At 63.1% G+C, this 25,446-nt stretch carries 17 protein-coding genes and 1 pseudogene; 8 read left to right on the top strand and 10 right to left on the bottom strand.

The annotated features are described in order from the left end of the window. Positions 1-20: 20 nt before the first annotated feature. Together AC1D75_RS14360 and AC1D75_RS14355 are read right to left on the bottom strand one after the other, a co-directional pair. On the bottom strand, positions 21-335 hold the full coding sequence (locus AC1D75_RS14360) for a hypothetical protein (RefSeq protein ID WP_495515843.1): 315 nt from the start codon (positions 333-335) through the stop codon (positions 21-23). Between the two features lie 128 nt (positions 336-463). After that, complete coding sequence (locus AC1D75_RS14355) at positions 464-844, bottom strand: hypothetical protein (RefSeq protein ID WP_495515842.1); 381 nt, start codon at positions 842-844, stop codon at positions 464-466. 1,160 nt (positions 845-2,004) lie between these two features. Here AC1D75_RS14355 and AC1D75_RS14350 point away from each other — a divergent pair. Together AC1D75_RS14350 and AC1D75_RS14345 are read left to right on the top strand one after the other, a co-directional pair. Then, positions 2,005-3,312: a lipase family alpha/beta hydrolase gene (locus AC1D75_RS14350; protein ID WP_495515841.1), complete on the top strand. Its 1,308-nt coding sequence runs from the start codon at positions 2,005-2,007 to the stop codon at positions 3,310-3,312. Between the two features lie 2 nt (positions 3,313-3,314). Further along, a complete protein-coding gene (locus AC1D75_RS14345) occupies positions 3,315-7,520 on the top strand; it encodes a hypothetical protein (RefSeq protein WP_495515840.1) in 4,206 nt (1,401 codons plus the stop codon). A 167-nt stretch (positions 7,521-7,687) separates the two neighbouring features. Here AC1D75_RS14345 and AC1D75_RS14340 read toward each other — a convergent pair whose 3' ends face one another. Continuing rightward, positions 7,688-9,100, bottom strand: a complete 1,413-nt coding sequence (locus AC1D75_RS14340; RefSeq protein ID WP_495515839.1) for an AlbA family DNA-binding domain-containing protein — start codon at positions 9,098-9,100, stop codon at positions 7,688-7,690. Between the two features lie 294 nt (positions 9,101-9,394). Further along, positions 9,395-9,733: a VapC50 family PIN domain-containing toxin gene (locus AC1D75_RS14335; RefSeq protein WP_495516087.1), complete on the bottom strand. Its 339-nt coding sequence runs from the start codon at positions 9,731-9,733 to the stop codon at positions 9,395-9,397. A gap of 310 nt (positions 9,734-10,043) precedes the next feature. On the opposite strand from AC1D75_RS14335, the gene AC1D75_RS14330 reads away from it, so the two are divergent. Further along, entirely contained in the window at positions 10,044-10,703 is a 660-nt protein-coding gene (locus AC1D75_RS14330) for an HAD family hydrolase (RefSeq protein ID WP_495515838.1), read from the top strand. Here the strand turns inward: AC1D75_RS14330 and AC1D75_RS14325 are convergent. Beyond that, positions 10,700-11,965, bottom strand: coding sequence for a helix-turn-helix domain-containing protein (locus AC1D75_RS14325; RefSeq protein WP_495515837.1), 1,266 nt, complete (start codon positions 11,963-11,965; stop codon positions 10,700-10,702). The two genes, AC1D75_RS14330 and AC1D75_RS14325, sit on opposite strands and share 4 nt — an antisense overlap. A gap of 231 nt (positions 11,966-12,196) precedes the next feature. Here AC1D75_RS14325 and AC1D75_RS14320 point away from each other — a divergent pair, with 231 nt between their 5' ends. From AC1D75_RS14320 to AC1D75_RS14300, 5 genes are all read left to right on the top strand, one after another. Beyond that, positions 12,197-12,655 (top strand): hypothetical protein, encoded by a 459-nt coding sequence (locus AC1D75_RS14320; protein ID WP_495515836.1) that lies wholly within the window; start codon positions 12,197-12,199, stop codon positions 12,653-12,655. Further along, complete coding sequence (locus tag AC1D75_RS14315; RefSeq protein ID WP_495515835.1) at positions 12,652-13,440, top strand: DUF2637 domain-containing protein; 789 nt, start codon at positions 12,652-12,654, stop codon at positions 13,438-13,440. The genes AC1D75_RS14320 and AC1D75_RS14315 overlap by 4 nt, the downstream gene beginning before the upstream one ends. After that, positions 13,424-13,633, top strand: coding sequence for a helix-turn-helix transcriptional regulator (locus AC1D75_RS14310; RefSeq protein WP_495515834.1), 210 nt, complete (start codon positions 13,424-13,426; stop codon positions 13,631-13,633). Before AC1D75_RS14315 ends, AC1D75_RS14310 begins: the two co-directional genes overlap by 17 nt. A 9-nt stretch (positions 13,634-13,642) precedes the next feature. Then, complete coding sequence (locus AC1D75_RS14305; protein WP_495515833.1) at positions 13,643-14,296, top strand: helix-turn-helix domain-containing protein; 654 nt, start codon at positions 13,643-13,645, stop codon at positions 14,294-14,296. 892 nt (positions 14,297-15,188) lie between these two features. After that, positions 15,189-15,437, top strand: a complete 249-nt coding sequence (locus tag AC1D75_RS14300) for a DUF1643 domain-containing protein (RefSeq protein ID WP_495516086.1) — start codon at positions 15,189-15,191, stop codon at positions 15,435-15,437. A gap of 250 nt (positions 15,438-15,687) precedes the next feature. Here AC1D75_RS14300 and AC1D75_RS14295 read toward each other — a convergent pair whose 3' ends face one another. From AC1D75_RS14295 to AC1D75_RS14275, 5 genes and pseudogenes are all read right to left on the bottom strand, one after another. Continuing rightward, positions 15,688-21,579: a tetratricopeptide repeat protein gene (locus AC1D75_RS14295; RefSeq protein ID WP_495515832.1), complete on the bottom strand. Its 5,892-nt coding sequence runs from the start codon at positions 21,577-21,579 to the stop codon at positions 15,688-15,690. Next, positions 21,546-22,937: an esterase/lipase family protein gene (locus AC1D75_RS14290; RefSeq protein ID WP_495515831.1), complete on the bottom strand. Its 1,392-nt coding sequence runs from the start codon at positions 22,935-22,937 to the stop codon at positions 21,546-21,548. Before AC1D75_RS14290 ends, AC1D75_RS14295 begins: the two co-directional genes overlap by 34 nt. 54 nt (positions 22,938-22,991) lie before the next feature. Then, positions 22,992-23,318, bottom strand: coding sequence for a hypothetical protein (locus tag AC1D75_RS14285; RefSeq protein WP_495515830.1), 327 nt, complete (start codon positions 23,316-23,318; stop codon positions 22,992-22,994). Between the two features lie 259 nt (positions 23,319-23,577). Next, positions 23,578-23,952, bottom strand: a pseudogene (locus tag AC1D75_RS14280) (transposase); the annotation flags it as partial. A gap of 97 nt (positions 23,953-24,049) precedes the next feature. Continuing rightward, a complete protein-coding gene (locus AC1D75_RS14275) occupies positions 24,050-25,180 on the bottom strand; it encodes a hypothetical protein (RefSeq protein WP_495515829.1) in 1,131 nt (376 codons plus the stop codon). Positions 25,181-25,446: the final 266 nt, after the last annotated feature.

The raw sequence follows: 25,446 nt of genomic DNA, 5'->3' as shown, positions 1-25,446 counted from the left end.
GACTTGCAAGCCTGGTCTATTCAGAAGCCCATCGACGTCGGCCGCCACGCGATGCCCGTCTCGCGGACTTCAATTACGGCGTCGACGAGCGCACCTACTTCCACCTGACCTCTGGCGTCTGTGCCAGCAGCAGCGAGCAATAGCGGTATGTCGTCGACGCTGATCGTCACAAACGGGCACGAACTCGGGTGCTCGCGCGCGAGCACCGCGAGCGCGACGAGCGCTGCGTCACCGGCGGAACGATGGGCGTCGCCGTACGTGGCGTTGGATCCGGCATCAAGGATGCCTTCATCAGGGTTGGTGGCGACGTGGGCGGTGATGCTCCAGCAGATCATGACGTACTCCTTGTCGAGTGCGAGTGTTTCGCACCGACAAGGATGCCGCGCGGCCCCCAGGCCGCGCGGCAATCACCTATCCGCCGACCCGTTCCTGTGGACAACGTCCGGATCTGGGGATAACCGGGTCAGTCGCGCTGCTTCTCGGAGGTCGGTCCGCGCATCAGCCAACCGGTGCCGGTAATCCGGTAGCTGTGCTGCGCTCGCGGCCGCCAGCTGGGTGCGGCGGAGTTGCGTGAAAACTCTTCGCCGTCGTCGAAATTGGCAATGGCCAACTTATGCGCCTTCTTCATCGCCGCAATCATGGTCTCGATGGCTGTCGTATCCATCAACGCGAACGTGAGCGGCGCGATCGTCAGACGCACGTACGGCGATACCCTTTGCGTGACTGGATGTGTGAACTGATCGCGTGATGCCGCGCCCATCGGTACCCGCGTCCACATCATGGTGGTCTGGACCTCGACGTTGGACTCTGTCATGACTCCGGGCAACCTGTGCAGCTTGCTCATGCCCATCCGAGCCTGTCGGGCGATCGCGAACAATCCGAGTACGAGCTGCACCTGTTCGCAGCTGGTGAATTGCATCGTCACACCGGGGAACTCCACTTGCAGCATGGCCACGCGGGTCTCGGGCGCCACCACTTGATGCGGCTGCTCTGCTCACCGCACGCGGTGATGTTGACGTTTGTGACGACACCGTTTGTCCGCAGTGGGAGCGGAGTCGCGGTGTGATCGGGACGACTACCCGCAATCCGACGTTGTTCCTTCGAAAACTCGCGCGATTTGCCTGTACTCATGGTGACCCCTCCCAGCTCGGTCCGGCGGACCCGCTGTCCGCCAACTTTTTGCCCTTCTGGCGAGGGAGATTTGGGCCGGATAGGAGGACAGAGCACAAGATTCGAGCGGAAAGTTTTTCTGGGAGGCGTAGCCGAGTGCGGGTTGAAAAAGTTTCCGGGCCCAGCGGGCCGGAGCGCAGCGGAGTCGGGTCTTGTGCGGCGGACGACGCCGGCCAGAATCGGAAGGCCAGAAGGGCAAAACACGAGCTTCCGGCCGAAGGCCGGGTCAGGAGTAGCGCCGTAGGCGTTTCGATGTAGGTGCACGCGCAGCGGGCAAACAAAGAAGGCTGGCCACGATGCAACTGCTCCGCCCGGAGCCAAGGCGGTCGTCGCTTCGGGCCTATCGGGTCTTATCAAGAATGTGCGTGCCCTCAGTGAAACTGTCGACGCGGACCGGGCCAATGCTGATGTCCTCGGACGACTGCTCGCCGGTCACCGTTTGACCTCCGAGGACCTTCCAAGTTATCTCACGCCAACAAAAGCTAGCTTCTCTTGGCCTAGCGAACGTTAGTACGGGCTGACCGTCTCATACGCCAAGTGTTTGAAGAGCCATAGGTGACTCTGCCTTGATGCGCTTTGGCTCTTGATATTTGACGTTTGGACTCATAGTCAGCGCGGCTGAACGGGTACGAAATCCGCGTCGAGAAACTGATGGCCAACCGGTCGTTAGCATACGCACCATTTGTCGTCTTCTTATGTGACGACGGCGACCCGAAACGTCGGTACGCTTCGATCGTGACTCCTAGAGCAAATAGTCAGCGGACACTGTCTGCGGCGGCCGTGGTTGTAGTCCCTGGAATCATGGGGTCGGAGCTCAGAGAAGGCGATCGGACGGTGTGGGGCTTCCGGTCGCTGCGTTGGTATTTTGACGTTTGGAAGGACGACCAGTTCAAATCTCTAGCATTAACACAGCGAGAGCGGGACGGAGAGTACGGGCGGATTGAGGCCAGTCACCTGATATCTAGTCCAGCGTTTCTGCCGAAGTTCGACGCCGTGAATCCCTATCGCGCACTCCTCGCTCGCCTTAAGCGCAATGCAGTACACGGCGATGCAGTGACGGCTTTCCCATATGACTGGCGCCTTCCGGTGTCTTACAACGGCGTCCTGCTGGCGCGGCACATCGAACGGCACGTGTCCCGATGGAAGAAGCATCCCGCTGCCCGCGATCATCTTTCCGCATACCCGAGCGCAAACATGAATGTTGTACTAGTTGCCCATTCAATGGGCGGCCTTGTAGCTCGACATTCGGTCGAACACGTTGGCGTCGACCGAATCGTTGCCTTGGGAACTCCCTGGCACGGAAGCCTGTCGAGCCTGCATGCCATGTCGACGGGTTCACTCGACCACCTGCCGTTCTCGGAGTCTGCGATCCGCGAACTCACCTCGGGATTGCCGTCGATGTACGACCTGCTACCGCGGTGGAATTGTATTGCGCCGTCGATAAACTCGAACGCTGAGCCAGACTATGTCGACGGCTCACTCATAGCATCGATCGGAGGGAGCCAATCGGACTACAGCCGCGCCAGCGCGGCGTATGAGGTGCGGATGACGAGGCAGTCCGCCGATATCGTTGGTGTCACAGGAGTAAACCAACCAACGTTCTGCTCTGCGGTGGTTACCAACGGAACAGTCCATCCACGAGAAGGCGCGTACGTCCGCGATGGAAGCGCATTTGAACGCGACGTTGCAGGCGAACTCGTCACGGTTGATGCAAAAGGCGACGGAACGGTACCCCGATTCTCGGCATCAGTCCCCGACGAAATGACACAGTCGTACCAGTGCTTGCAACACGGTCAACTGGCCAGCGCGGCTGAAGGAGTGCAGATCGCGACTCACTTCGTGACGAATACCGACGAGCTGAGGTTCTTGTCGGCTACATCCGACTTGGGTATCAAGGTGCCCAGGTTGAATCGTGTCGGCGCGGCTGTCGAGATCCAGATCACCGACGCTGCACCCGACGCGGACTTGCGTGTAGCAATCCTCGACGCTGAAGGTCTGATGGTCGAGCGCTTGCGCCACATTGCGCGAGATGGCGTGAATTACGCACTGGCGCCCACGCACGGTGAGGGAATTTTTACAGTGCGCGTCGACAATGGGCAGGGAACGCCAGTCGAGACCTCCTACATGGTCGTAGCAGAATAGGCATGGGCGTGAATGCGGTCCTCGTGACCGCGTACGACGAGTTCCCCGACATCACGGTCAGCGAAGATCACCTGGCATCAGTTTCGGACGTTTTTAAATCCTTTGGTATCGGAGAAGACTTCGATAACGTCGCGCTGCGTGGGCGGGTCGACAAACAAGAAATCGAAGCCGCGATGAAGTTGTGGCAACATTCTGCTGCTGGAACAGTTATCTACTGGCTTGGGCATGGCGTTGGGCCCGCGCCGGGGCGACTCCTGCACTCGGCGAGTGCCAAGAATAGGACACATGATGGGGTCCTACCGGTTAACCTAGTCGACGATCTCTTCAGACTCGGTACCGAGACGAGGTTGATTGTGCTCATCCTCGAAGCGTGCCGGTCCGATGCGTTCGTGCTGGCGCTGACGAATGAACTTCGTGAACGGCAACATCGGTGCGCAACGCTGGTGCTTTTCTCCGACGAATCTGTGACCACCCCTGGAGCTGTCGTGCGGGTTCTGCGCGAAGTTGTTGATGATGTCTTTGGTGCGCAAGACGAAATTCATCTGGCCAAGATCGGGGCCGAGTTCGAAATAAGGAGCGTCTCAAGCGAGGTAGCGTTTGCATCATTGAATCTTGGCGATGCCATCCTCACGAGATCGGCCCAACTCCCGACGGGCCAGACCCTGGACGTTCATCGCCGACTCCGAAAAGCCGTCGACGCCCTCCCGGCCGATGAGCGAGACCACTTTGTAGCTAAGGCACAGTCAGGCGGTTCCGGTGAACTAACCTGGAACTTCGAGGGTCGCGAGGCTGAGCGCCAGGAAGTGCGTCGGTGGCTGGACAGCCCCGAATCGTCAATATGCATCGTCCGCGGGGATGCAGGCCAAGGAAAGTCGGCATTCCTTGGAGATATCGTCACACGCTCGCGTCCCGAGCTATTTGAAGCCTTGGTAAGGGCCGGTCTCATGACGCGGGTCAACTCGTGGCCAGACACGGACGGATCGATGCTTGTTGTCTCGATTAATGCCTCCGGAATATCGACACGTCGGTTACTGGAACGTTTTTCGGAGGGACTAGACGAGCCTTCCCTCGTTGAGGGTCTCGAACTCGACGAAGGTCTGAACCGCATCGCAGCGCATATTGACTCGGTAGACGGAGCGGTCCTGTTTATTGTCGATGGACTCGACGAGATGCAGGAACCTATCGAAGGCGCTCGTTTCATTGGCGCTGCCAGTGCGAGATTCGGTAGCAAAATCCTCGTCGCCTGCCGCGATGCGCCGAATGAGGGTCGACATTACCTGTCGTATGCTCACCCGGACCTCGTCCAGGCGATAGTTGAGGCCGCTCCTGCCGGGCAAGCCGTCGAAATTCCTCTACAGGCAGACGCAGGCGCCATCGACCGGTATATCCGAAAGCGGCTAAAAGCGATCCGCAGCGGGCTCGTGATACCCGATCACGTGGATCTGCGTGCAACCGACTTTCTGCACGCGAGTCTGATCGTGCACGAGATTGCTGCGGAGCCGGACTTGCTTGATGCGGGATTGCTCGCGGATCTACTTCACCTTAATCTAGTGCAGTTGTTCGAGTTGATGCTGGATCGGCTGCGGCGGCGGAACCCCGTATTCATTCCGATCTTCCAGGCGTGTGCCATATCCCAGGGCCGCGGAATACCGATGGCAGACGACGTCTGGCTGACCGTGGCCCGCACGGTTGCGGGCACAGCAGAGGGATGCGACCCGAACGCACTTGCCGATTTTCTCGTGGACGCAGAACCGTACTTGCGTATCGACAACGAGTACGAGCAGACAGTCTATCGGCCCGCTCACTCGTTGCTTAGGGACTTCCTTCTCCTCACTCTGCCCGGCGTGAGTCGATACCACACATCCCTCGCCAGGGTTTGCGCTGCTCACGTGCGGGAAGCGGCGCCAGGCGCCTCAAACGCCTATTACCAACACGCAGCGACGATGCATGCGGCTCAGTCTGACCGCGCTGGCTGGTGGGAGATCGACCGCGTCAAGCCGGCGGTTTGGCGCTTACTCGACCCTCGGAGGGTCGTTGAAGATGCTATGAGTGACTTGTTCGGCTGGGCGACGATGCCTGGTGGAGTTGAAGATTTGGTGTTGAGTCACCACGTCAATATGGGACGGGGCAACGCAAGTACCGTTGAGGGCTGGTCTCAAGCCGTGCGTACCGGCCGGTACATTGAACCGCGACTCCCGACCGGTGATCGCCCCAGCGGGAACGCCCGTCTGCACTGGGCACACAACATTGCGCGGCAGCCGCTTTCCTTAAGTCTCACGGGTCATCGAGGCCGCGTGACAGCTATACGAGAGGCTCGCCTTGGTCCGGACCAATCCGGTCTTCTCGTCGGAACTGCCCACGGAGGTGTGTACCTCTGGAACTTGGAGTCTGGCGGGTTAGTGGCGGAGTTCGAAGGCCTTCATCGCGCGGCCCTCTGCGTCTGCTCTGTGGTCGATGCTGAGCTCGGGCTGGTGGTGCTCGGCGGTGATTCTACGGGGCAAATTATTGCTTGGTCAGCGCGTACGCAACACGTGTTGTGGCAGGAAGCCTACGACACTCAGATCGCAGCCCGAATCACCGAGACAGGCAGGTCGTCAACTACTTCCATGGCTGCTCTTGTTGTCCGCAAAGAGGTTTCGGCCGTGGTCGTCGTAACTGATCACCGCGTCCGCATCGTCAACGTTCAAGATGGTCGAACGTTGTATCCGCCCCAGACTGCCTTGCGGCGTTTTGGGCCAGCTGTTGCCATTGGCGAAGATAGGGACGGCATTCGGTCAATTGTGATCGGGGCCGCGGACGAGCCCGGCCTCTTTGTCTGGCAACTGCATTCGATTGGTGATGTTTTGACTTTGAACATGCACCGGGATGTTGAGTTGCCGGCCGACCTGGTGGCTATCCGGCTCATGCAGAGCCCCGAGAACACTTTCCGTCTGCTGCTTGCGAACGGGCAACTGTTGCGATGGAAATCCGGCTCGCATGCCGATGTCGAACTCCACGCCCAGAACGGAACAATTAGCATGGGCGACCTCTCAGCGTCCCCGACTGGACTCACGGACATCCATGTTGACCAGCACCTAGGGCTCCTAGAAATCCGTCTGGTAACCGACGATAGGCAGCAGCGGCTGATCGGGGCGTCTCACGGCGCGGCACCATCGACCCTCCGCGTTATAGATCGCCCTGGCGGGCGTGCGATCGCGGTATCAGGAGGCTCCGACCGAACGGTGCGCATCTGGGACCCGTACTCGGTGGGTACGCGGAAACCTAGTGCAGAGCCCCAGGCTCGGACGGTGTTGGCAGTCCAATCCGGAGGGGGTAGGACCCTAGGTGTGGTAAGCGGCCAGGACGGCACAATTCAATTTGTGAACGGTGCCAACGCGCGCAGCATCGAGCGGTACTCGCTGGGATCGACCGTCGTGAGCCTCAGTTCGTCGACCGATAAGCCTGGACACGCCCTGATTGCTGCGGGGACATTGTCGGGCCAAATGCACTTGTGGCGGCAGCGCGGCCTTGACCGGCCGGAGAGGCTACCGTTCAACGAACAGTTCCCAGACGGCGTTGTGATGGACGTCGAAGCTTCCGGCGAACTTGTAGCAGCCGCGACTTCGGGCGGAAACTTGGCTCTTTGGCGTCAGGCACACCGTCTCGAGTTACTCGTCGAGACAACCTTTGAGCCCTCAGAGATAACGAACGTGAAGGTTCTACGGCCGTTCGATGACTTGGCAGTGATCGTCGTCGTGACCCCCTCTCTCGTTCGATCGTTCTCGATCTCCATGGAACGCAGACCTCGGAGGCTCCATGCCCACGAAGTGCCGCATGGGATCAACAGGATCGTGTCCAGCCTCTACTCGAACGGTCGAGGCATTGGGGTTGTTTACGGCGGGACTGACGGTCTGGTACGCGTGCTGCCGAGCCTTTGGACTCCGAAGCACAGTCTAGTTATCGATAAGCGGGCATCGCGGACCCTGCTCAATCTCCGCCAACCGGTTTCTTCGATCAACGCCCGATTGGTACAGCCGCACCGCCTCGTAGTAGTTGTGGGTGGAGCACACGGGAGGCTCATGGAGGGCGGAGATACGCGTGTTGGACCGCCCCTCGAATTAGAGTTCGGCCAAATTATCTCGTCGGTTTCGGCCCAAAAATCGGGAGTGCTGGCGGCGGTTCAAGGTGGTGTGATGTCTGTGTCTTTCGGCCGCGATTCGCTAAGTTAATCTCTGCAGGATTGCTATCGTCACAGCTCAACGAGGTGCCCGAGACGGTCTGGCGTTGAGGTGACGCGGTCCTCACCCTGCCGAACGCCACGACCCACACGCGAGGTTAGTCCCACTGATAAGGCCGGTATCGCGACCTCCTGCGGCAAATTGCATCCTGAGCCGCCTCAGGGCAGCGATGCGGAGTCAACGTTATTTCTTACAGCCCATTCGCGTACGTGTCGTCGATAATCCTGCAGGAGGTTAAAGGTGTTGATCGCACCGTCCTCCGTAATCCAGTTGGGTTCGGGTACTCCGAACGCCTGCACGATCGGCAACGCGGCGTCGTACGCGGCAGCGAGACGATCCTGTGCGGAATTGATGCCTGCGAGATCGACTACGACGGTCGTTTTGGGCAGTCGACGATCAAGACGACGCAGTCCATGTGTGGAGGTTCCGCCAGAACTGTCGAGCGTGAGAGTCGCCGAACCAGCGGCACCAGCTGCGACCACACCCACGACTATAGTCGCATTGCCCCACAATCCCGTTCGCTCGATTAGATAGTTGAGGACATGCGTCGTGAGGGCATGGATGTCATCGACTAAACCATCAATGCCAATCGCGACCGTCGCACCCTGGCCCTCGAATAGGGATAGGGCAGCGAAGATCGAGCCATCGACATGCAGTTCCCGATAAGAGCCCACCGCGCCAGGGACAGGCGTGCCGCCGTCTGCCGTCGCCACGAGCTCGGTGAATACCAGCCGTCCCGGTGAGGGAAATGGCCTCCCCACTCTGGCCCCGGTCTTTCCGAGGATGGAAACGGGAAACGGCTCACGCTCCTCCCACTCCTGGATCTCCTTGCGTGCCTGGCGGGTTAAGCGGCCGTCGGCGGCAGGGAGGTCGGGGTAGGCAGCCATTGCGATCCATACAGCGCCGCTAGGAGTGAGTTCGTCGACGCCATCGACCCAGAGTTGATCGAGTCGTTGCTGGCGGTCTTCAAACCCCCGCGCGCGGGTGGCATACTTCTCGGCGATTTCATACTCGGTAAGGTACCGGATATTGGTTTCTCCGGGCTGACGCACGAAGTAGTGGACCGGTTTTCGTTCCTCCCCAGATTGCGCGACGACTGCATGGGGAGCGAGGGGGCTAGGCGGAATGACTACAACTAGATAGAACTTGTGCGGGTCCCCCTCCGCTTGGACGTGAATGACGTCAACGGTAGGAACGGGAGCCGCATACTGGCGGACGCCACGGCGGATCTCGTCAATGAAGGCGTGCCGGTCCTTGGCATCAGTTTCCTGGATCGGCTGCATCCGGTCGTCAACCACCGTGTGCTCGCGGTGGTCTTCAATGCCGTACACCAGGATAGCGCCGTGTGCGTTGGCTGGCGCGCACACATCGCGTGCTCGTTCCTGGACATTGTTCCACTTGGGGTCTCGGGTCGGCGGTTTGGTCAGGGCCATGCCGCTCTTGTAGTCAACGAAGTCAGCCTCCGCGGGGACTTCCGTTACCAGATTCCTCAAATTGGCTTCAGTGATCGCCCCCTGTTCCAAGGGGCCGCCGAGTAGGGCTTCAATTCCGGGATGACGCCATAGGGCCATATCTAGCCCACCTCCAGTGTTCGGCGTTGCGATATGTCCGAACTGTATCGGCCGTCGCCATTGTGAGACGCCCGGGTGTATTTGCCGGCTGGTCAACTCCCAGGAATCCTTCCTGGCTAGCCGCGAGGGACATCCGTCGCACCGCCCGCCCAAGAAGCGACAACAGTAGCTAGGCATGTCCATGTCGCTGGTCGCCCAGCAGAACGATCGCCCGATCGGAGAGCTAACTACTGACACCGGGGTGGTGGCAGTTGAGGATTCTGACACTTTGGTGAGAATCCCGGCGTGACAAGTTCATGAGAGATCCCAGGTCGCCCGTGACACGGGGGATGAGAACCTGCAGCTCGCGGCGGCTCGCATCATCTCGACGGCGTCAACCATGCCGTATCGTCGTTCTAGTACTTCGAGAACGTGCTCGAGGGTTTCTGGAGGACTGGTGCGTCGGTCGATCATCGTCCGTAGTGCTCGGACCGCAGCATCGGGCGACACCGCGACCGTGTCTGCAACGAACACAGCAGGTCTGATCACACCTGGATCTGAGCGGGCATTTTCCCTTCTGGGAGGTCTGAGATGTTGTTGGACACGATCGCCTTTTGCGCCACCGAATACAGTTGCTGCCGCGAGGTAGCTCATCGTCGGGATCCGGTAGGCCAAATGAGCCGTCGAGAGCCTCCCAGCCCGTGACCCAGGCATCGTCGAATGCTCCTCCGAAGGCTGTGACGAGGGCGTCGATCACAGCCTGGCGCCACCTTCGTCGAGTCCACCCGACAGGGCGTCATTGGAGGTTCAGCACCGATCGCGTCCGACTTGTAGTCGTATTCAGGCAATCGTGGAACTCGACAACCACGTCGACGTCGCTGTCTCGGCTGACCTTGGTGTTGTCGGGTAACTGCCCTTCGTGTGGATGGGGAGGTCGGTGCCAACGAATAGGTATTCTGTGACGGTGATCGGAGCTGTTGTATTTGACGTTGGCGAGTGTCTGGTCGACGAGACCCGGGAGTACGGGACGTGGGCAGACTGGCTGGGTGTCCCCCGCCATACGTTCGTGTCCGTGTTCGGAGCGACCATCGCATCCGGCAAGGACTACCGCGACACTTTCCAGGTGTTCCAGCCAGGCTTCGACCTCGCTGCCGCCCGCCAAGAGCGCGCCGACGCCGGCAAGCCGGAGTGGTTCGGAGAGGACGATCTCTACTCCGACGTCCGTCCTACGCTGAGCAAGCTTCGCGAGATCGGCGTTTGGGTCGGCATCGCCGGCAACCAAACCGTCCGCGCCGGCGCGATCCTTCGCGACCTTAACCTGCCCACCGATTTCATTGCGACATCGGATGATTGGGGCGTCCAGAAGCCAGACGTTGCCTTCTTCGAGCGTCTCATCGAAGAGGCGCCGGTTCGGGCCGACCAGATCCTCTACGTCGGCGACCGCATCGACAACGACATCACACCAGCCAAGAAAGCCGGCCTCAAGACTGCCTACATCCAGCGCGGACCTTGGGGCTGGATCCTTCGCGACAAGCCCGAAGTCGCCGAACTCTCTGACTGGCGGATCGACAGCCTCAATGAACTGCCCGGCATCGTCGCGGCCGAGAACGGTGAATCGAACTAGCCGACCAGGGAGTTGACGGTGGTGTGCCAGTCGTAGAGACGCTCGTCGAGTTTCCGTACTGCTGGCAAGGACTCCCAATCACGTAGCGATTGCCGAACGGCTTTAACCCGTTCCATCGCTGTCGCGTACCAGGTCTGTCCAAGCTGATCCAGCGCCGACGACAGGTACTCACATGCCTTCTCGGGTGACTTCTCGATGACCGCGGCGGCGGCGAGGTCGGCCAAGATGATCGAGCGCTGTTTGACTGCCTCATCAGGCAGGTCGTTGAGCACGCCCTCTAGGGTTTCGCGTGCGTCACGACCATGACCGGCGACCATCAGGGTGTTCCCCTTGAAGCCAGCGAGTCGCGCTTCCGAGAACCAGTCGAACCACACCGGTGACGGACGATCGTCGAGCTCGGCAAACTGCTGCTCAGCATGATGAATGAGTCCAAGGGCACGGCGGGTGTCCCCGTACCTGGTCTCAACCTCAGCTTCGACAGCGTCGAGCCAAGCGATCATCATCGAGTTCGCGGCACCCCGGCGCGCGAACGCGCGCGCAGCACGAATACGGTCCCGCGCCTCTTCGGCACGCGCACTGTCACCCGAGAACGCCGGCGCGAACGACATGTGCGCAAGCGCCGCGGCACCTAACAACGAATCGTCCGACTCGTGCGCTGCCTGCAGCGCGAGCACAAAACTGCGTTGCGCGAGGTCCGGCTTCTGAAGGTCGAAAAACTCGAGGCGACCTGCGAGCAAACTCGATTCCGAAACCGCCGACGCGAGAATCGGTTTCGCGGATACAGCGACCTGATCGACCAGGTCCGCACCCAAGAGTGCATGCTCGGCGACTGCCCGGTGGATGCGCACTGCGGGCAAGGACCAATAGAGCCGCCGATGAGCAACGGTCACCGCCATGTAATCGGCAGCCACTGAGGCCGGCAGCAAAGGTCCGGACTGGCCAATCCTCGGATGTGCGGATCCCCCGCTCGACTCAGTCCGTCGTTGTGGCGTGTAGCCGGCATCGGACTCACCCGACCACGGCGGAGTGAATCCAAGTTCGGTGATCGGGCGCTGAAATACAGCTTCCAAGGCCGCAGCATGGTCGGGATGCGGCCACGGTGGCGTCGCCGACTCCCAGCGCCGAACAGTGCGCGCAGTTACCGAGATACGCAGACCGGCATCGCGAGCTGCATTCGTCACCGCCTCAGCGAGAGCGGCCTGCGACCGCAGACCAAGACTCTGGCGGGCGGCGCGGAGGCGTGCATTGCCGGGCGTTGTCATACCACAATGCTAGGCGCTAAGCGGACGCGTGTCACGAGTCGTTGGATCAATATGTCCTCGTCATGTCCTCTTGTACGTCCTTTTGTGCGAACTGAAACTGCCTGATGATTCGTACGAGAGCGACAAGTAGACCGAGTAGCCCAACCCGGCCCGACCAACGGCTCCCCACCACACGAAGTCACATCACGACGCACAACCAGTACCTGAACCACGCGCAGGACAGGACAAGACATGAGGAAGCAGCAGACCAGCAACGGCATGACACCAGGCGAATGGGGCCTTCCGATCGCCGGCAATGTCGCCAACGACCTAGATCAGCACTTCGAACAGACTGCTCGCGACGGTGCTGCCGGAACCTTCGGCCCCTCGCCAGCCAGCCCACTCCCCTTGCTCGACGCGCTCGCGCAAGAAGCGCGGCTCCACGCAAAGCTGCACCAACGGCTCGCAGACTGGGCCGGCCAGCTGACCTCAGATCCCACGCTGCGCGATACCCACTACCGCGATGTCGAAGATGCGCTGAACCATGCGTGCGCTGTGGAGCGGGCTGAAGCGGCAGCGACGGCGTTCAGCGTTGTCGCCCATCACGCCGAGGCTTTGTCCGACACGCTCCAGCTGGCGCAGGACTACATCGCCAGCCTCTACCACGATGGCACCGAGCGCCGCCCTGGTCGCCAGAACCGAAGCGCATGAACACCACCGGCGCAGCCCAGCCATTACGGGCGGCAAGTTACTGCGCCATCGGCACCACCGTCGCCATCGCCAGCGGCGCATTCGTCCTCTCATTCGCCGCGCTCGAGGATCTCGCCGTGCAGGCCGGCCAACCTCAAGAACTCGCGTGGATCTGGCCAGTCATCGTGGACGGAGCCATTCTCCAATCCACGATCAGTGTCGTGGCGCTCGCGCCACGCACTGGCGCACAGTCCGCCCGTCGGTTCTTCTGGTCAGTGTTGACGGTCGCTGCGTCGGTATCCGTGGCCGGAAATGCCCTGCACGCGGCGGTATCCACTGTCCGAACACTGGCGCCCCTGATCGGCGCCGCGGTCGCCACCGTTGCGCCAGTGAGTCTGCTCGCAGCGACACACGGACTGTCGCTTCTGGTCGGTACCCCAATCGCCGCTCCACAGGACGGCGCCGTCGACACCACCGCACCAGTGGAACTGGCGCGCGCCGACGACGATCTGGAAACCGGCGACAAACCAAACGCCACGCAAACCTCACCAGCGCCAACTACGGAGATCAAAAACGTCGAAGTCCCTACGGGCCCAGGCGCGCCGACCCTCGCAGTCACGCTCAAAGACGCCGGCTGGTCCAACCGGCGCATCGGCCTCCACCTCGGAGTACACCACAAGACCGTCGGCCGAATGCTCGCCAAAGCGGCCATACCGAACACCACCGACCTCACGACCACCCAGCCTCGCGAAATCCCCACCGACAAGCCCACCACCGAAGGAAACAGCCATGCGCAATACCGATAGCGACCGAGACATGCTCACCGCCAACGAAGTCCGCGACCTTACCGGCATCCCGGTCTCGACCCTGCACGACTGGGCGGCCAAGCGCGAACGAGGCATCAACGCCCCCGGACCACACCACCTGCGCCTGAGCGACCGCCACCGCCGATGGACCCGCATCGACGTGCTCGAGTGGCTCGAATCCACTCGCGTGTAACCCACCGCCATGAGCTGGAAAGCCGTCGACTGGGCCACCGACGCCCACGTGGGTTCCCCAGTCCTCAAACTGATCCTAATCCTGCTGGCCAACAAAGCCGACGAACACTTCTCCTGCTACCCCTCAATCCGAACCTTGATGGCCGAATCCGGCGCCGGCAGAAGCACAGTCCTGCGCGCCCTCAACACCCTCGAAACCGACGGCTACCTCACCCGCCGCGCCCAGTTCCACACCTCCGGAGCACAACGCTCCAGCCGCTACTACCTCAACCACCCCGACGCCCCACAGGCCGACTCCGACCCCGGTCCCGAATTGACACACCCCCGTCCCGAAGTGGGACGGGCCCCATCCCGCAGACAGACCGGGGGCGTGTCAGAACGACACCCCCCGAGAGACCCAGAGCAGGACCCCTTGAACCCACCAACAGAACCCCCATCCGAACCACATCCCCTCGACGACGCCGACCGGGTCTTCGACGCACTCAGCCCCATGGACGGTCGGACATGCGGACCGCCGCCGACTCTCGCCAGCGATCTTCGCCGCCCTCGCCGGCGGTTGGACCGCGGTGGCGTTGGCCGAGCACCTAGCGCGAAACCCCGATGGCGTTCGCTATCCAGTGCAAGTGCTCGCCGCACGTCTCGCAGATCTTGCTGGGCCGCCTAGTAACCGGCGCATCGCCGGCCGGACGTTACCGCCCTGGTGCGGGGAATGTGAGGACGATCGGTCCCGCACTATCACGGTCCAACAACCCGACGGGTCGGAAGCGGCGGCCTTCTGTCCCAGATGCAGTCCGCAAGCCGCCGGACGATCCCGGATCCACCGGCCTGAGAGCGTCGATTCCTCCGAAGCCGGCCTCAACGCTGAAGTGATGACCGACGCCCAGCCGACATGCGATCTCCCGGAATTGAAAAAGCGGTTGGCCGATGACTTGTGACTATCGAACGGTCAGCGAAGACTTCCGAACCGCAGCTGTCAGCCGAGTCCGCTACCTCCTCAAGACCGAGAGCGTCTCTCGGTGGACTGCCATCCTCGACGCTGCGCGACACCTCGGCATCCATCCCAACTCGCTGCGGATCTGGTGCCATCAGAACGGCTTGACTGTCACCGATCAGACAGCGTCAGCGCAAACGGCTAGCGGCCATCTACGCGAAGGTCCAGGAAAGTAGCGACGCGATGAATCCAACCCACAAGCAGTGCAATAGTTTCACCGGTACCGACAGGTACTACTACGTCGAAGTGTCTGCGAGAGTCTTTGCCAACGGCGACACCTCCCCACGAATGCATCGGCGAAATGGGGCCATACCTGTTATCAACTGACGCAATCATCGCGGGTTGTTGTGCCAGTGGACGACCCGGTGCGCGACATGCTCGGTGAGCCACACCATTCCGTACTGCACCCAACCCGGAGCCGACCACGGGCATGCCCGCGTCAACCAGTACGCGGTCCATCGATGCAGTCCGAGTTCTGACGACGGTCTATACCGATACTGGCTCCGACGCGTCCTACCTGCAACGCTCGCCAATCGTATGATCGACGCCGGCACATGCACCCTTCATCATGCTCAACCCGTCGACCGCAGATGCAGACGAAAACAAACCAACCATTCTGCGCTGCATAGGATTTGCAACTCCCTCCGATGCAAAGAACTCGAGGTGGTCAACCTTCACGGCTCCCCTAGCAGGCAGTCAAGTCCGATGCAAGGCGGATGCCTGCCCGCCGTTGACTTGGTGTGACCAGTCCACAACCGCTTGGGTGTGCGAGAGATCAGCGAGGGGCTTGTCAAGGTCGTGCCGCACACGTTGAGCACAACGAGGCGTGGCGGTTCGGGGGCTACGAGACCGCCGCAGATCCTATCGAGGTCGACGAGGCCGGTCTCCATCAGTGGTGATGGACACCGGACGACCCTGCGATCGACACGGTCGAACTGATCGAAAATCAACTGCGGTGTTGTCATCGACGTGTTCACCATTGGGTGCTCGAGGTACGGAGCGAGCGAGCCCGGACGGGTGGTGCCGCCGCCGTCACAAAAACAATTCGGTGACCTCTGCTGCCGTCAGCTGTCGGGTCGCGACGGGGCGTCCTGCTCGGCTGTCGCGGGCAGCGCATCGCCAGCGCTTTCGATGGTTAACCGCAGTTCTGGTGATGCGGCGCGGAGCAGCGCGGCGGTGGCGTCATCGCTTCCATTCAGGGTTTGGGCTGCGAACTGTGGGTCGGTTACGACCCGGTAAGTATCGGTGAGCGTCATGGTCCGGGTCAGCGCGGCGATCGCGGCGTGCTGTGCGAAGGCGGGTTCGTCGGTTCGGGTCTCAAGCAGCGCAAGAGTCCGGGGATCGGTGAACAGTTCGGCGTGATCGCAGGCGAACTCGTAGGACGCGTTCCATGACGGGGTTTCGATCCACTCGCCCAGTAGCGTTGCATGATGGAATGTTTCGGCGAGGGCCTGCAATGCGTCCGCGTGGTCCGGGTACACCTGGGTCATCCGGTCCAACCGGCGCGCGCTCGCGCGGCGCTGCACGTCGCTGCCTGCAAGCGCCGCGTCGGCGATCACGCTCGCACTGACTGCGTCGGTGCCGGTGAGCGTGTACCAGACCGCGGCGACGAATCGGCCGGTAAATGGTACCCCCGCCAGGCCGGGCGACATGCTGATCAGCAGAGCGGCCGTGTCGGTATCCCCGCTCAGCAGGGATTCGACGGTGCGATCGGCAGCGAAGGCGGGGTCGGTGATGGCGTCGTAGACCTCACTGAGGTCCATGGCGCGGCTCAGTCGGGCGATGCTGGCATGCTGGACCAGGACTGGGTCGTCGGCGTTCTGGCTAGGTACCGCGATGGTGCGGTCGGACAGCACATCCGGATAGTCCTGCGCAAACGACATTGAGTCTGCCCAGCTCTCGGTGTCGAGCCAGGTCCGGACAAGGTCGGCGTGTGCTTCGGTGGCTCGGTGTTCGGTGTAGACCGCGTCACGCCCGCGCTGCGCGATGTTTTCGAGCATGACGCGCAGCGAGTCGAGACCTGCCGCGGGGTACACGAAACACGCGAGGTCGAGGTGGGTGCGAAACTGAGGATCTCCGCCGTCGATCCGGTCAAGGGCGCCTTCACGATCTGACCATCTGCTTGCTCCGAGCCATGCATTAATCTTCTCAATCGCCTCGTCGGGGAGCGGATCGCTCGGCCAACCGGACGTGGCCATAGAGTCCACTGACTGGGCATGTCGAGCGGCCAAGTCCCGCACGGCGATCCGTGCGCGCGATGCACGGGTCAAATCGGTCTCCTGCTCGGCTAGACCCCGCGCACGCATTAGGTCGTTCCCGGCCTCCCCGGCACGGTCTGCGGTCAAATGCCACTGGGCGCGGTGAACGAGCAACTCGGCACCGGATCCCGCGGACACGCCGTTCACGGCGTGTCCGTACTCCTCGCTCGCCTCCTGCCACTCGCTCCCATTTTCGATCAGCAGATTGACGAGGTTGTTGAGCGACGTGACGAGGGCGGGCAGGTAGGCGGCGGGATTGGCCTCCGCGAGCTCCCGGCGGATGGTGACGGCTTCGTGGGCGGGGTCGAGGGCGGCAGAGTAGTCCCCGGTCTCGGCCAGCTGCTTGGCGAGGTTGTTCAGCGACGCGGCGAGGTTGGGCCGGTAGGCGGCGGGGTGGGCCTCGGCCAACGTCCGATCGTGCCGGACGGCTTCGCGGGCCAGGTCGAGGGCGGCAGTGTGGTCCCCGGTCTCGGCCAGCCGGTTGGCGAGGGTGTTCAGCGACGCGGTCAGGTCGGGCAGGTAGCCGGGGTTAACCTCGGCCAACGCTCGGTAGTGCCGGGCGGCTTCCTGGGCCAGGTCGAGGGCCGCGGCGTGCTCCCCGACCTCGGCCAGCCCGATCGCGAGGTTGTTCAGCGACGAGGCCAGGTCGGGCAGGTAGCCGGCGGGATTGGCCTGCACGAGCTCCCGGCGGATGGTGACGGCTTCGTGGGCGGGGTCGAGGGCCGCAGCGCGATCCCCCGTCTCCGCCAGCCGGATCGCGAGGTTATTCAGCGACGCGGCCAGGGCGGGCAGGTAGCCGGGGTTAACCTCGGCCAACGCTCGGTAGTGCCGGGCGGCTTCGTGGGCGGGGTCGAGGGCCGCGGCGTGATCCCCGGTCTCGGCCAGCCGGTTGGCGAGGTTATTCAGCGACGCGGCCAGGTTGGGCAGGTGGGTGGCGGGGTTGGCCTCGGCCAACGTCCGATCGTGCCGGGCGGCTTCGTGGGCGGGGTCGAGGGCCGCGGCGTGATCCCCGGTCTCAGCCAGCCGGATGGCGAGGTTGTTCAGCGACGCAGCCAGGTTGGGCAGGTGGGCGGCTGGGCTGGCCTGCGCCAGCGCCCGATAGTGACGGGCGGCCTCGTGGGCGGGGTCCAGGGCAGCGGCGCGGTCCCCGTTCTCAGCCAGCCACATGGCGAGGTTATTCAGCGACATGGCCAGGTTGGGCAGGTAGGCGGCGGGGCTGGCCTGCGCCAGCGCCCGATAGTGACGGGCGGCCTCGTGGGCGGGGCCCAGGGCAGCGGCGCGGTCCCCGGTCTCAGCCAGCCACATGGCGAGGTTATTCAGCGACATGGCCAGGTTGGGCAGGTAGGCGGCGGGGCTGGCCTGCGCCAGCGCCCGATAGTGACGGGCGGCCTCGTGGGCGGGGCCCAGGGCCCCGGCGTGATCCCCGGTCTCAGCCAGCCACATGGCGAGGTTATTCAGCGACATGGCCAGGTTGGGCAGGTGGGCGGCGGGGCTGGCCTGCGCCAGCGCCCGATAGTGACGGGCGGCCTCGTGGGCGGGGTCCAGGGCAGCGGCGCGGTCCCCGGTCTCAGCCAGCCACATGGCGAGGTTATTCAGCGACATGGCCAGGTTGGGCAGGTAGGCGGCGGGGCTGGCCTGCGCCAGCGCCCGGCGGATGGTGACGGCTTCTTGGGCGGGGCGCAGGGCCCCGGCGTGATCCCCGGTCTCGGCCAGCTGGCTCGCGAGGGTGTTCAGCGACATGGCCAGGTTGGGCAGGTGGGCGGCGGGGCTGGCCTGCGCCAGCTCCCGATAGTGACGGGCGGCCTCGTGGGCGGGGTCCAGGGCAGCGGCGCGGTCCCCGGTCTCAGCCAGCCGGATGGCGAGGTTGTTCAGCGACGAGGCCAGGTTGGGCAGGTAGCTGGCGGGGCTGGCCTCGGCCAGCGCCCGATAGTGACGGGCGGCTTCGCGGGCCAGGTCGAGGGCGGCAGAGTGGTCCCCGATCTCGGCCAGCTGGTTCGCGAGGGTGTTCAGCGACATGGCCAGGTCGGGCAGGTAGCCAGCGGGGTTGGCCTCGGCCAGCGCCCGATAGTGACGGGCGGCTTCGCGGGCGGGGTCCAGGGCCGCGGCGTGGTCCCCGGTCTCGGCCAGCCGGATGGCGAGGTTGTTCAGCGACATGGCCAGGTTGGGCAGGTGGGCGGCGGGGCTGGCCTCGGCCAGCGCCCGATAGTGACGGGCGGCTTCGCGGGCCAGGTCGAGGGCGGCAGAGTGGTCCCCGGTCTCGGCCAGCTGGTTCGCGAGGGTGTTCAGCGACCCGGCGAGGTGAGGCAGGTAGCCAGCGGGGTTGGCCTCGGCCAGCTCCCGATAGTGATTGGCGGCTTCGCGGGCCAGGTCGAGGGCTACGGCGCGGTCCCCGGTCTCGGCCAGCAAGTTGGCGAAGTCGTTCAGCGACGAGGCCAGGTCGGGCAGGTAGCCGGCAGGATTGGCCTGCACGAGCTCCCGACGGATGGTAAGGGCTTCGCGGGCGGGGTCGAGGGCTGCGGCACGATCCCCCGTCTCCGCCAGCCGGATGGCAAAGTAGTTGTACCAGCGGGCGAGAGCAGCGCGCTCCTCATCGGTGGTGGGAGGCTCGGTAGGTTTGGTTCGCCGGGTGGCGGTGAGGGCGAGACTGCTTAATGCACTGTGCGCGAACGGGATCTGGTCGGCGATCTCGGCGAGTGGCAGAGGCGTGTTATCGATTTCGGCGAGCGTGATCAGCGCGGCGGCAAAAGGCCCGCCAACGGCTGTGGCAGCCGCGAGGGCCGGGCGCCAAAGCACTGGGTCGTGTTCGAGAGCGACCGCAGCGGTACGGGCAGCGAGGTCGCGGTCGATACCCGCGGCGCGTGTGAGCACGATGGTCGCATTCGTGCGTTCGGTGTCATCGGCCAGGTCGAGGGCGCGGGTCAACAATGTTGCGGGGTTTGCTTCGCGGGGTTGGCCCTGCGGGACGAGGATGTCGGTGAGTAAGAGGTGGTCGGCGATCGGGTCGGGTCGGATCGCTATGGTGCCATCGCCCTCAGCTGGTAGCAGGTTCGTGAGTAATTCGGCGAGCTGTTCGGCGTAGAGGCGGTCGTGGTCGAGTGTGCTGATCGCGGTCAGCACAGTGGGGACCCGGTCCTGCACCGGGGTCAGCAGCGACAAGCAGGCCCCGGCGGCGCGCAACAGTGACTGCGGCGGTGTGCTCAGACCGCGTTCGTCGGCGGTCTTTTTCCAGTAGTCGAACTCCCGGTGAAGGACGTCTTCGTAGAGGCGGTCGCGGCTGGTGGGCAGGTCGATGACGCCGTGGGTCCGCAGATAGGCCAGCAGGATCAAATCCAGGGTGGTCCACCGCCCCTCGGGTGTGTCGAAGGTGTCCACGGGCAGGGTGGGGTCGCGGCGGAAGGCCCGCAGCGCAGCCCGGTAAACCCCGGTAATTCGAGGGTGCCGGTCCGGCATCGCAACAGGGAGAGTGGCGGGGTAAACACCGTCGTTGCGAAGGTCGTGTAGCAGGGTGGTCCACCAATCCCCGAGAGTCCGGGCAGTGAGGATCACGCAGGCAGGTTGCTCGCGGGTGGCGAGGGCGGCCATCAGCCGTTGCACGTCACCGGTTTTGGCTTCGGCGTAGTCGACCACGACGACCACCGACCCGACGATGCCAGCCAGCCAGGACAGCTCCTCTTCGGTGGGGTGGGCGGGGGTGCCCTTGTTCGCGTTGGCTGGGATACAGGTGAGGAACCCGGTGTACCAGCCATCGCGCGCGAGCCGGTCAGCGAGTTCGGCACCGAGATGGGTCTTACCGGCGCCGCCGGTGCCGTGCACGACAGCCAGCCGCGGCCGCGGCTCGGTGCCGAGGGCCGTAGACCAGTGCAGCAGAACGTCGAGTTCGTCGCGGGCCTGGAACCGGACGGTGTTGCTGCGGGCCCGCACCCGAGTCAACGGGCCCGCGTCCAGGTTGGGTGGGTCGTAGGGATCAGCGAGCACCGCGCGGGTGGGCCGGTAGGGCATCGTGACCGGGTCGGGGTGAGGGTAGGTGAGCCCCAAGTCGACCGCCGTCGACCACAACCACCGCGGATCTGCTCCGGCCACGATCCGCGCCCCCACCGCGACCGCCTCGTCCCACGAAGTGGGGGTGGTGACGGCGGTGACGTCGACCGCAAGGAACGCGCCGGGCTGGTCCACCGCCGCCCGCAGGTCGTAACGCAACGCTTCCGGAACTACCGCGAGGTCCACCCCCCGCAGCGGATAATCGGCGGCAGTCCGCCCTTCGCGCCAGTCACCGCCGAGCCACACCATCACCAGCGCGTGACTCGGACCACCCGGCTCGGTGCTATCAACGAGCACGATCAGCGGATGCAGACCCGCATTCAGACAGATCCCCGCATACACCAAGGCCAGATCGACACACGTCCCGGCACCGGGACGGTGCAGCACCTGATCGGGTGGCCGCATCACCTGCCGCCCTGCCCCCGACATCGTCGGCTCGATCACATACCGAATCCCGGCCTCGGCGAGCACCTCATAACCGACTCGGGCCCGCGCGATCCGAGTACCCTCACCCGGGCCGGGCAACTGCCGCGCCAACACCGACACCAACAGCTCACGCGCCGCACCAGGCTGCACATACCGCACCAAACCCGCCGCGTCGTCGACCTGCCACAACGGCCACACACTCACGCCGCCACCACCCCGACAACATCCTCGCACCGCACACCATCGCAACCCGGGATATTCACCGCGTCCACCCGAATCCTGTACTCCCCTGGAGGCAGGACCGGCAACGTCGCCACCCACCGATCCTCGACGCGGACCGCCCGCTCACGGGCCACCAGCCGCAGCCCATCCAGAGCGCTCACCCACACGCCGATGTCTTCGTCGGCCGGAGCTGCGTGCAGTTCGGCAGTGACGATGATCGGGTGGTCCTGAGGATAAATCTCGTCCAGATCCAAACCCAGCCACGGCAACTTGTCAGCTTCCCCACCGCGGACACGTTTGTTCGAGTCTCCGGACGCAATCCGCAGCACCTCGATCACCACCGGTGAGCCGGGCAGCATCAAGTGCCGCTCCGGCGCGCTGCGCCATCCATTTTTGTCGAGCTCGTTCGGGGTTGCGCAAAACGCCGGCACGGTCGCGTCGCCCTTCCAGTCCGGGTTGGGCATCCACGACGCAGCCTCCTTGGTGACCCGTACCTGGGCCGCGTCGCCCGCGGCGCGGGTCAGTGTGGTGTGGCCTTCACCGAAGATCGCGACCTGCCGCGGAGTGTGGGACATCCCTGACCAGGCAGCATCGATGTCGGTGTGCATCGCATACGCCTCCCACGCCCGCTCGGCGAGGCCCAGCGTCGCGAGCAGCGACAGCTCGTGCGGGTACTGCGGATCGGCACCTGTTGCGGCGATCGCGCGATAGCGCGGCAACAGGTCGTGCACCGACTGCCAGCCCCGACCGATACCGGTCAACGTCCGGAACGTCTTCGGCCCCAACCGCACCCCGTTCGCCAGCATGTCCAAGGCCTTCGGCGCGCCGCCGTGCGGCGTACCCACCGTGACCAAAGCGTCCACGACGCCTGCATCGGTTTGCCCACCCACCTCGAGGCACCCTAGCCAATAGCGGGCGACCAGCCCCCCCATGGAATGGGCGACCACGATGACTCGCCGCCCGGGTTGGGTGCCCAACTGCGCGGACACCCTGTCTCGAACCGACACCGCCGCCGCCGCAACCCCGACACGAAAGTCGTACGGCACCAACAGCACATCGGTACCGGGTTGCGGTGACCAATCGAAGGTGCGGGCGGTGTCCACCCGCGCCCCCGGGAACGCCTCGACGATATTGCAAACCAGCGTGTCGTAGCCCGGCAACCGCCCCACCGGCCCGATCACCGACACCGTGTCGACCAGGCCCACCGCATCCAGGTGGGGATTCTCGTCCACAGTCAACGATGACGGGCAGATCGCTCGACCGGCCATGTCCCAGAGCCCGGGCCCCCAAACATCCCGACCTCGCTTGTCCCGCAGCACCGACCCCAAGATTCCTGGCAACACCACGACGAGATGCTTCAGCTGTGCCACACAAATCCCTTGTCTCGGTTCTAGTCTGGCGAATCTGTTGGTCGCCTGATCCGGCTATTTCGTGTGGTTCAGAATGTCGATGCACATCCTTGCCAGCAGCGCCAACAACGCCACCACGATCGCAGCGAACACTGTGGCCCGCAGCGCTGTCGTGTCGTCGAGGAACTCGGCCAACTCCGCCATCACCGCCATCACCGCCCCCAGTGCCAGTATCACGAACGTGATAATCGACAGCGAGTAGATCCGCACCGGGGTCCGCTTCCAGAACCGGTTGTGTTGTAACACCGCCGGCGTCAGACGCTCGAAATACCGCGACTCGAACACCAACGCCAACAACAACACCACAATGATCTGCGCCGCAGTCGAATAGAAATCACTCACCACCCACCCACCCACCCCTTTAGCCTGGATGCACCGACCCAATAGCTGCCGATCGAGCGCCGTAGACGCGAAATACCTTGTCGCGGTGAAAGAATTGAAATCCACAGAAACAACCAGTCACAACGAAGGGCATCTCGTAGATGAAACTATCTCACATCCAGTCAATCGCTGCGGCGAAGTTCGATGACCCCAATTTGGGGGCCGTAGCCCCCAGGCCGCGCGTGATCGCGCTCGCCGAGCAGGCCATGTTGTTCCACCTCCCAGTGGTCAATCCCTTGACCGTTAAGGACAATACGATCTCGTCGATCCCCGTTGGACGGCGTTGCCGTTTCATGACGATCTGCGGATCAAACGAGGCATTGGTATCGTGCGGGACTTCGATCTCGACCGGCCCGGCCTCAGTCAGCACGGTTTCGGATCTCATGCCGTTTCTGGAGTTGCCGCTACCGCGGCCGGCCGGGTCGTGCTTGTCATAACCAAGGTGCTCGGTCATCTCCGCGTCCGATGCGGTTTCGAGCACGTTCTTGGTCAACTGGTTGAGCAGCCCGTTCGGGCCGATCAATTCCACGCCCTGCTCTTTGGCCTGCGCCAGGAGCTGCTCAGCCAACTGTTTTTGATCCACCTTGTTTGCCACGGGCTCGAGTGTTCGGACATCAGTGATCCTTCCTGCCAAGCTCACGCTCGGCGTGTCAAACCACCATCAACTCCACCCTTTCTGACAGTCCCTCGTTTCACCCTTCGGGAGAGGACTCGATAGGTGCGGATTCAGTGGCCGCGGACTCCTTGAGCGTTGACCCGGCCCCCGGCTCAGCAGGCAGCGAAGTTACAACATTCCTCAAGTCGAGAATCGCTACGGCGGTACGTGGGTCTTTGTTGGTTGTGCGGGATTCCGTAGCGGGTTCTGTGGCGTTGGCGGGTTCGGGAGGCGCGATCGCGGTCGAAGTGGGCAATGTCCCGTCGGGCGGCGTCTTGGTGACTTCTCTTACGGTCCTTGAAGAAGGGGTGGTCGTGCCTGCAGCGGAGCCTGGTTCTTTCTCAGTCCTGGACGAGAGGACGGCGACCACGCAGACCCATTGGAATTCCTTCTGCGAGATCTGCAGGCTCACAGATGCTTCGGTTTCACCTTTTGAAGTTGGTCCCGTTTCCCCCCAATAGATTGTCCGCCACAGGGGTGGTTCTAAGTTCGGAGTGTTGTCTTCGTTCCATGGTTGCTGAACACCTAGGCACACGTCGTGACGCACGCGGGGGTCGTATCTGGCATCAAGTGGATTGGTCGTATCGATTGAAGTAATGGCGGACACGCGCACGAGCATCTTGTCTTTGGGTCGGAGTGACAGGCCACTCGCTGTGACCTGAATATTAACCATGTCGCCGGTCGCGGCCTTTTGGGCGGCAAGCACGATGTCTGGCTGCTCACGGTTAGCGATCGCCTGACTGCCAAACACCGCCGTCAGTATCGCGGCAAGAACAACCAGTATCGAGCCCAGCACCTCTGGCCATGGTGAACTCGGCGCGGCACCAGCGGTGGGTTTCTCGGTATTCGGCGGTGCTCGAAAACTCGCCGCGATAGACGGAAGAGACACGCCGACAATGGCTAAGGCGAGAATAATCCACAGGCCAGTCGGGTCGTCCCGGATGAATCTTGAGCGGGCGTCGCCCTCCAATCCCAACACCACGAGTAGTCCTGTGATAACTGCGACGCCGAGCGGAATTGCCAGGCGAACAGCATTGGTGATCCCCGGTGTCTTGGGTTGATCGGTCTCTGCTTCGGTATCGGCAGCTGCTGGCGTCTGCGCCTGAGGTGGAGTGACTACCACAACCAACTGACTAGGAGTAGCGGGCGGCGGATGTTTCTCGAACATTGGAGTCCTCACGTTGGGCCAAGTCCCTGACACTAAATCTGATGCGGCGAGGCATCTCGGGAACTACGCGAATTCGACCGTTGAGGGGAACTCGGCCTGCGTCGCGGCCTGCGGCCGCCATTTCAAAGCAAGCCCGGGCTGAACTGCGTCTGTCCCAGACGTTTCTTGCGCGGCTTGCTCAGTCGCAGGCGCGCAACGAGCACACCTGACGTGTGTGGTCTCATCACATGAGCGACGTGTTCTACCCGGGACACGTCTGCCGTCGG

Source organism: Williamsia sp. Y712 (assembly GCF_059445525.1).
The sequence above is the reverse complement of the archived record's forward strand: the minus strand, read 5'-3'. Positions and strand labels throughout refer to the sequence as shown.

Bases quoted from the DNA above. Each gene is read 5' to 3' on its own strand.
- AC1D75_RS14345 (WP_495515840.1), top strand. From the start codon at position 3,315: ATGGGCGTGAATGCGGTCCTCGTGACCGCGTACGACGAGTTCCCCGAC.
- AC1D75_RS14305 (WP_495515833.1), top strand. From the start codon at position 13,643: ATGAGCTGGAAAGCCGTCGACTGGGCCACCGACGCCCACGTGGGTTCC.
- AC1D75_RS14355 (WP_495515842.1), bottom strand. From the start codon at position 844: ATGAGCAAGCTGCACAGGTTGCCCGGAGTCATGACAGAGTCCAACGTC.
- AC1D75_RS14360 (WP_495515843.1), bottom strand. From the start codon at position 335: ATGATCTGCTGGAGCATCACCGCCCACGTCGCCACCAACCCTGATGAA.
- AC1D75_RS14275 (WP_495515829.1), bottom strand. From the start codon at position 25,180: ATGTTCGAGAAACATCCGCCGCCCGCTACTCCTAGTCAGTTGGTTGTG.
- AC1D75_RS14325 (WP_495515837.1), bottom strand. From the start codon at position 11,965: ATGACAACGCCCGGCAATGCACGCCTCCGCGCCGCCCGCCAGAGTCTT.
- AC1D75_RS14310 (WP_495515834.1), top strand. From the start codon at position 13,424: ATGCGCAATACCGATAGCGACCGAGACATGCTCACCGCCAACGAAGTC.
- AC1D75_RS14340 (WP_495515839.1), bottom strand. From the start codon at position 9,100: ATGGCCCTATGGCGTCATCCCGGAATTGAAGCCCTACTCGGCGGCCCC.
- AC1D75_RS14320 (WP_495515836.1), top strand. From the start codon at position 12,197: ATGAGGAAGCAGCAGACCAGCAACGGCATGACACCAGGCGAATGGGGC.
- AC1D75_RS14315 (WP_495515835.1), top strand. From the start codon at position 12,652: ATGAACACCACCGGCGCAGCCCAGCCATTACGGGCGGCAAGTTACTGC.
- AC1D75_RS14335 (WP_495516087.1), bottom strand. From the start codon at position 9,733: ATGAGCTACCTCGCGGCAGCAACTGTATTCGGTGGCGCAAAAGGCGAT.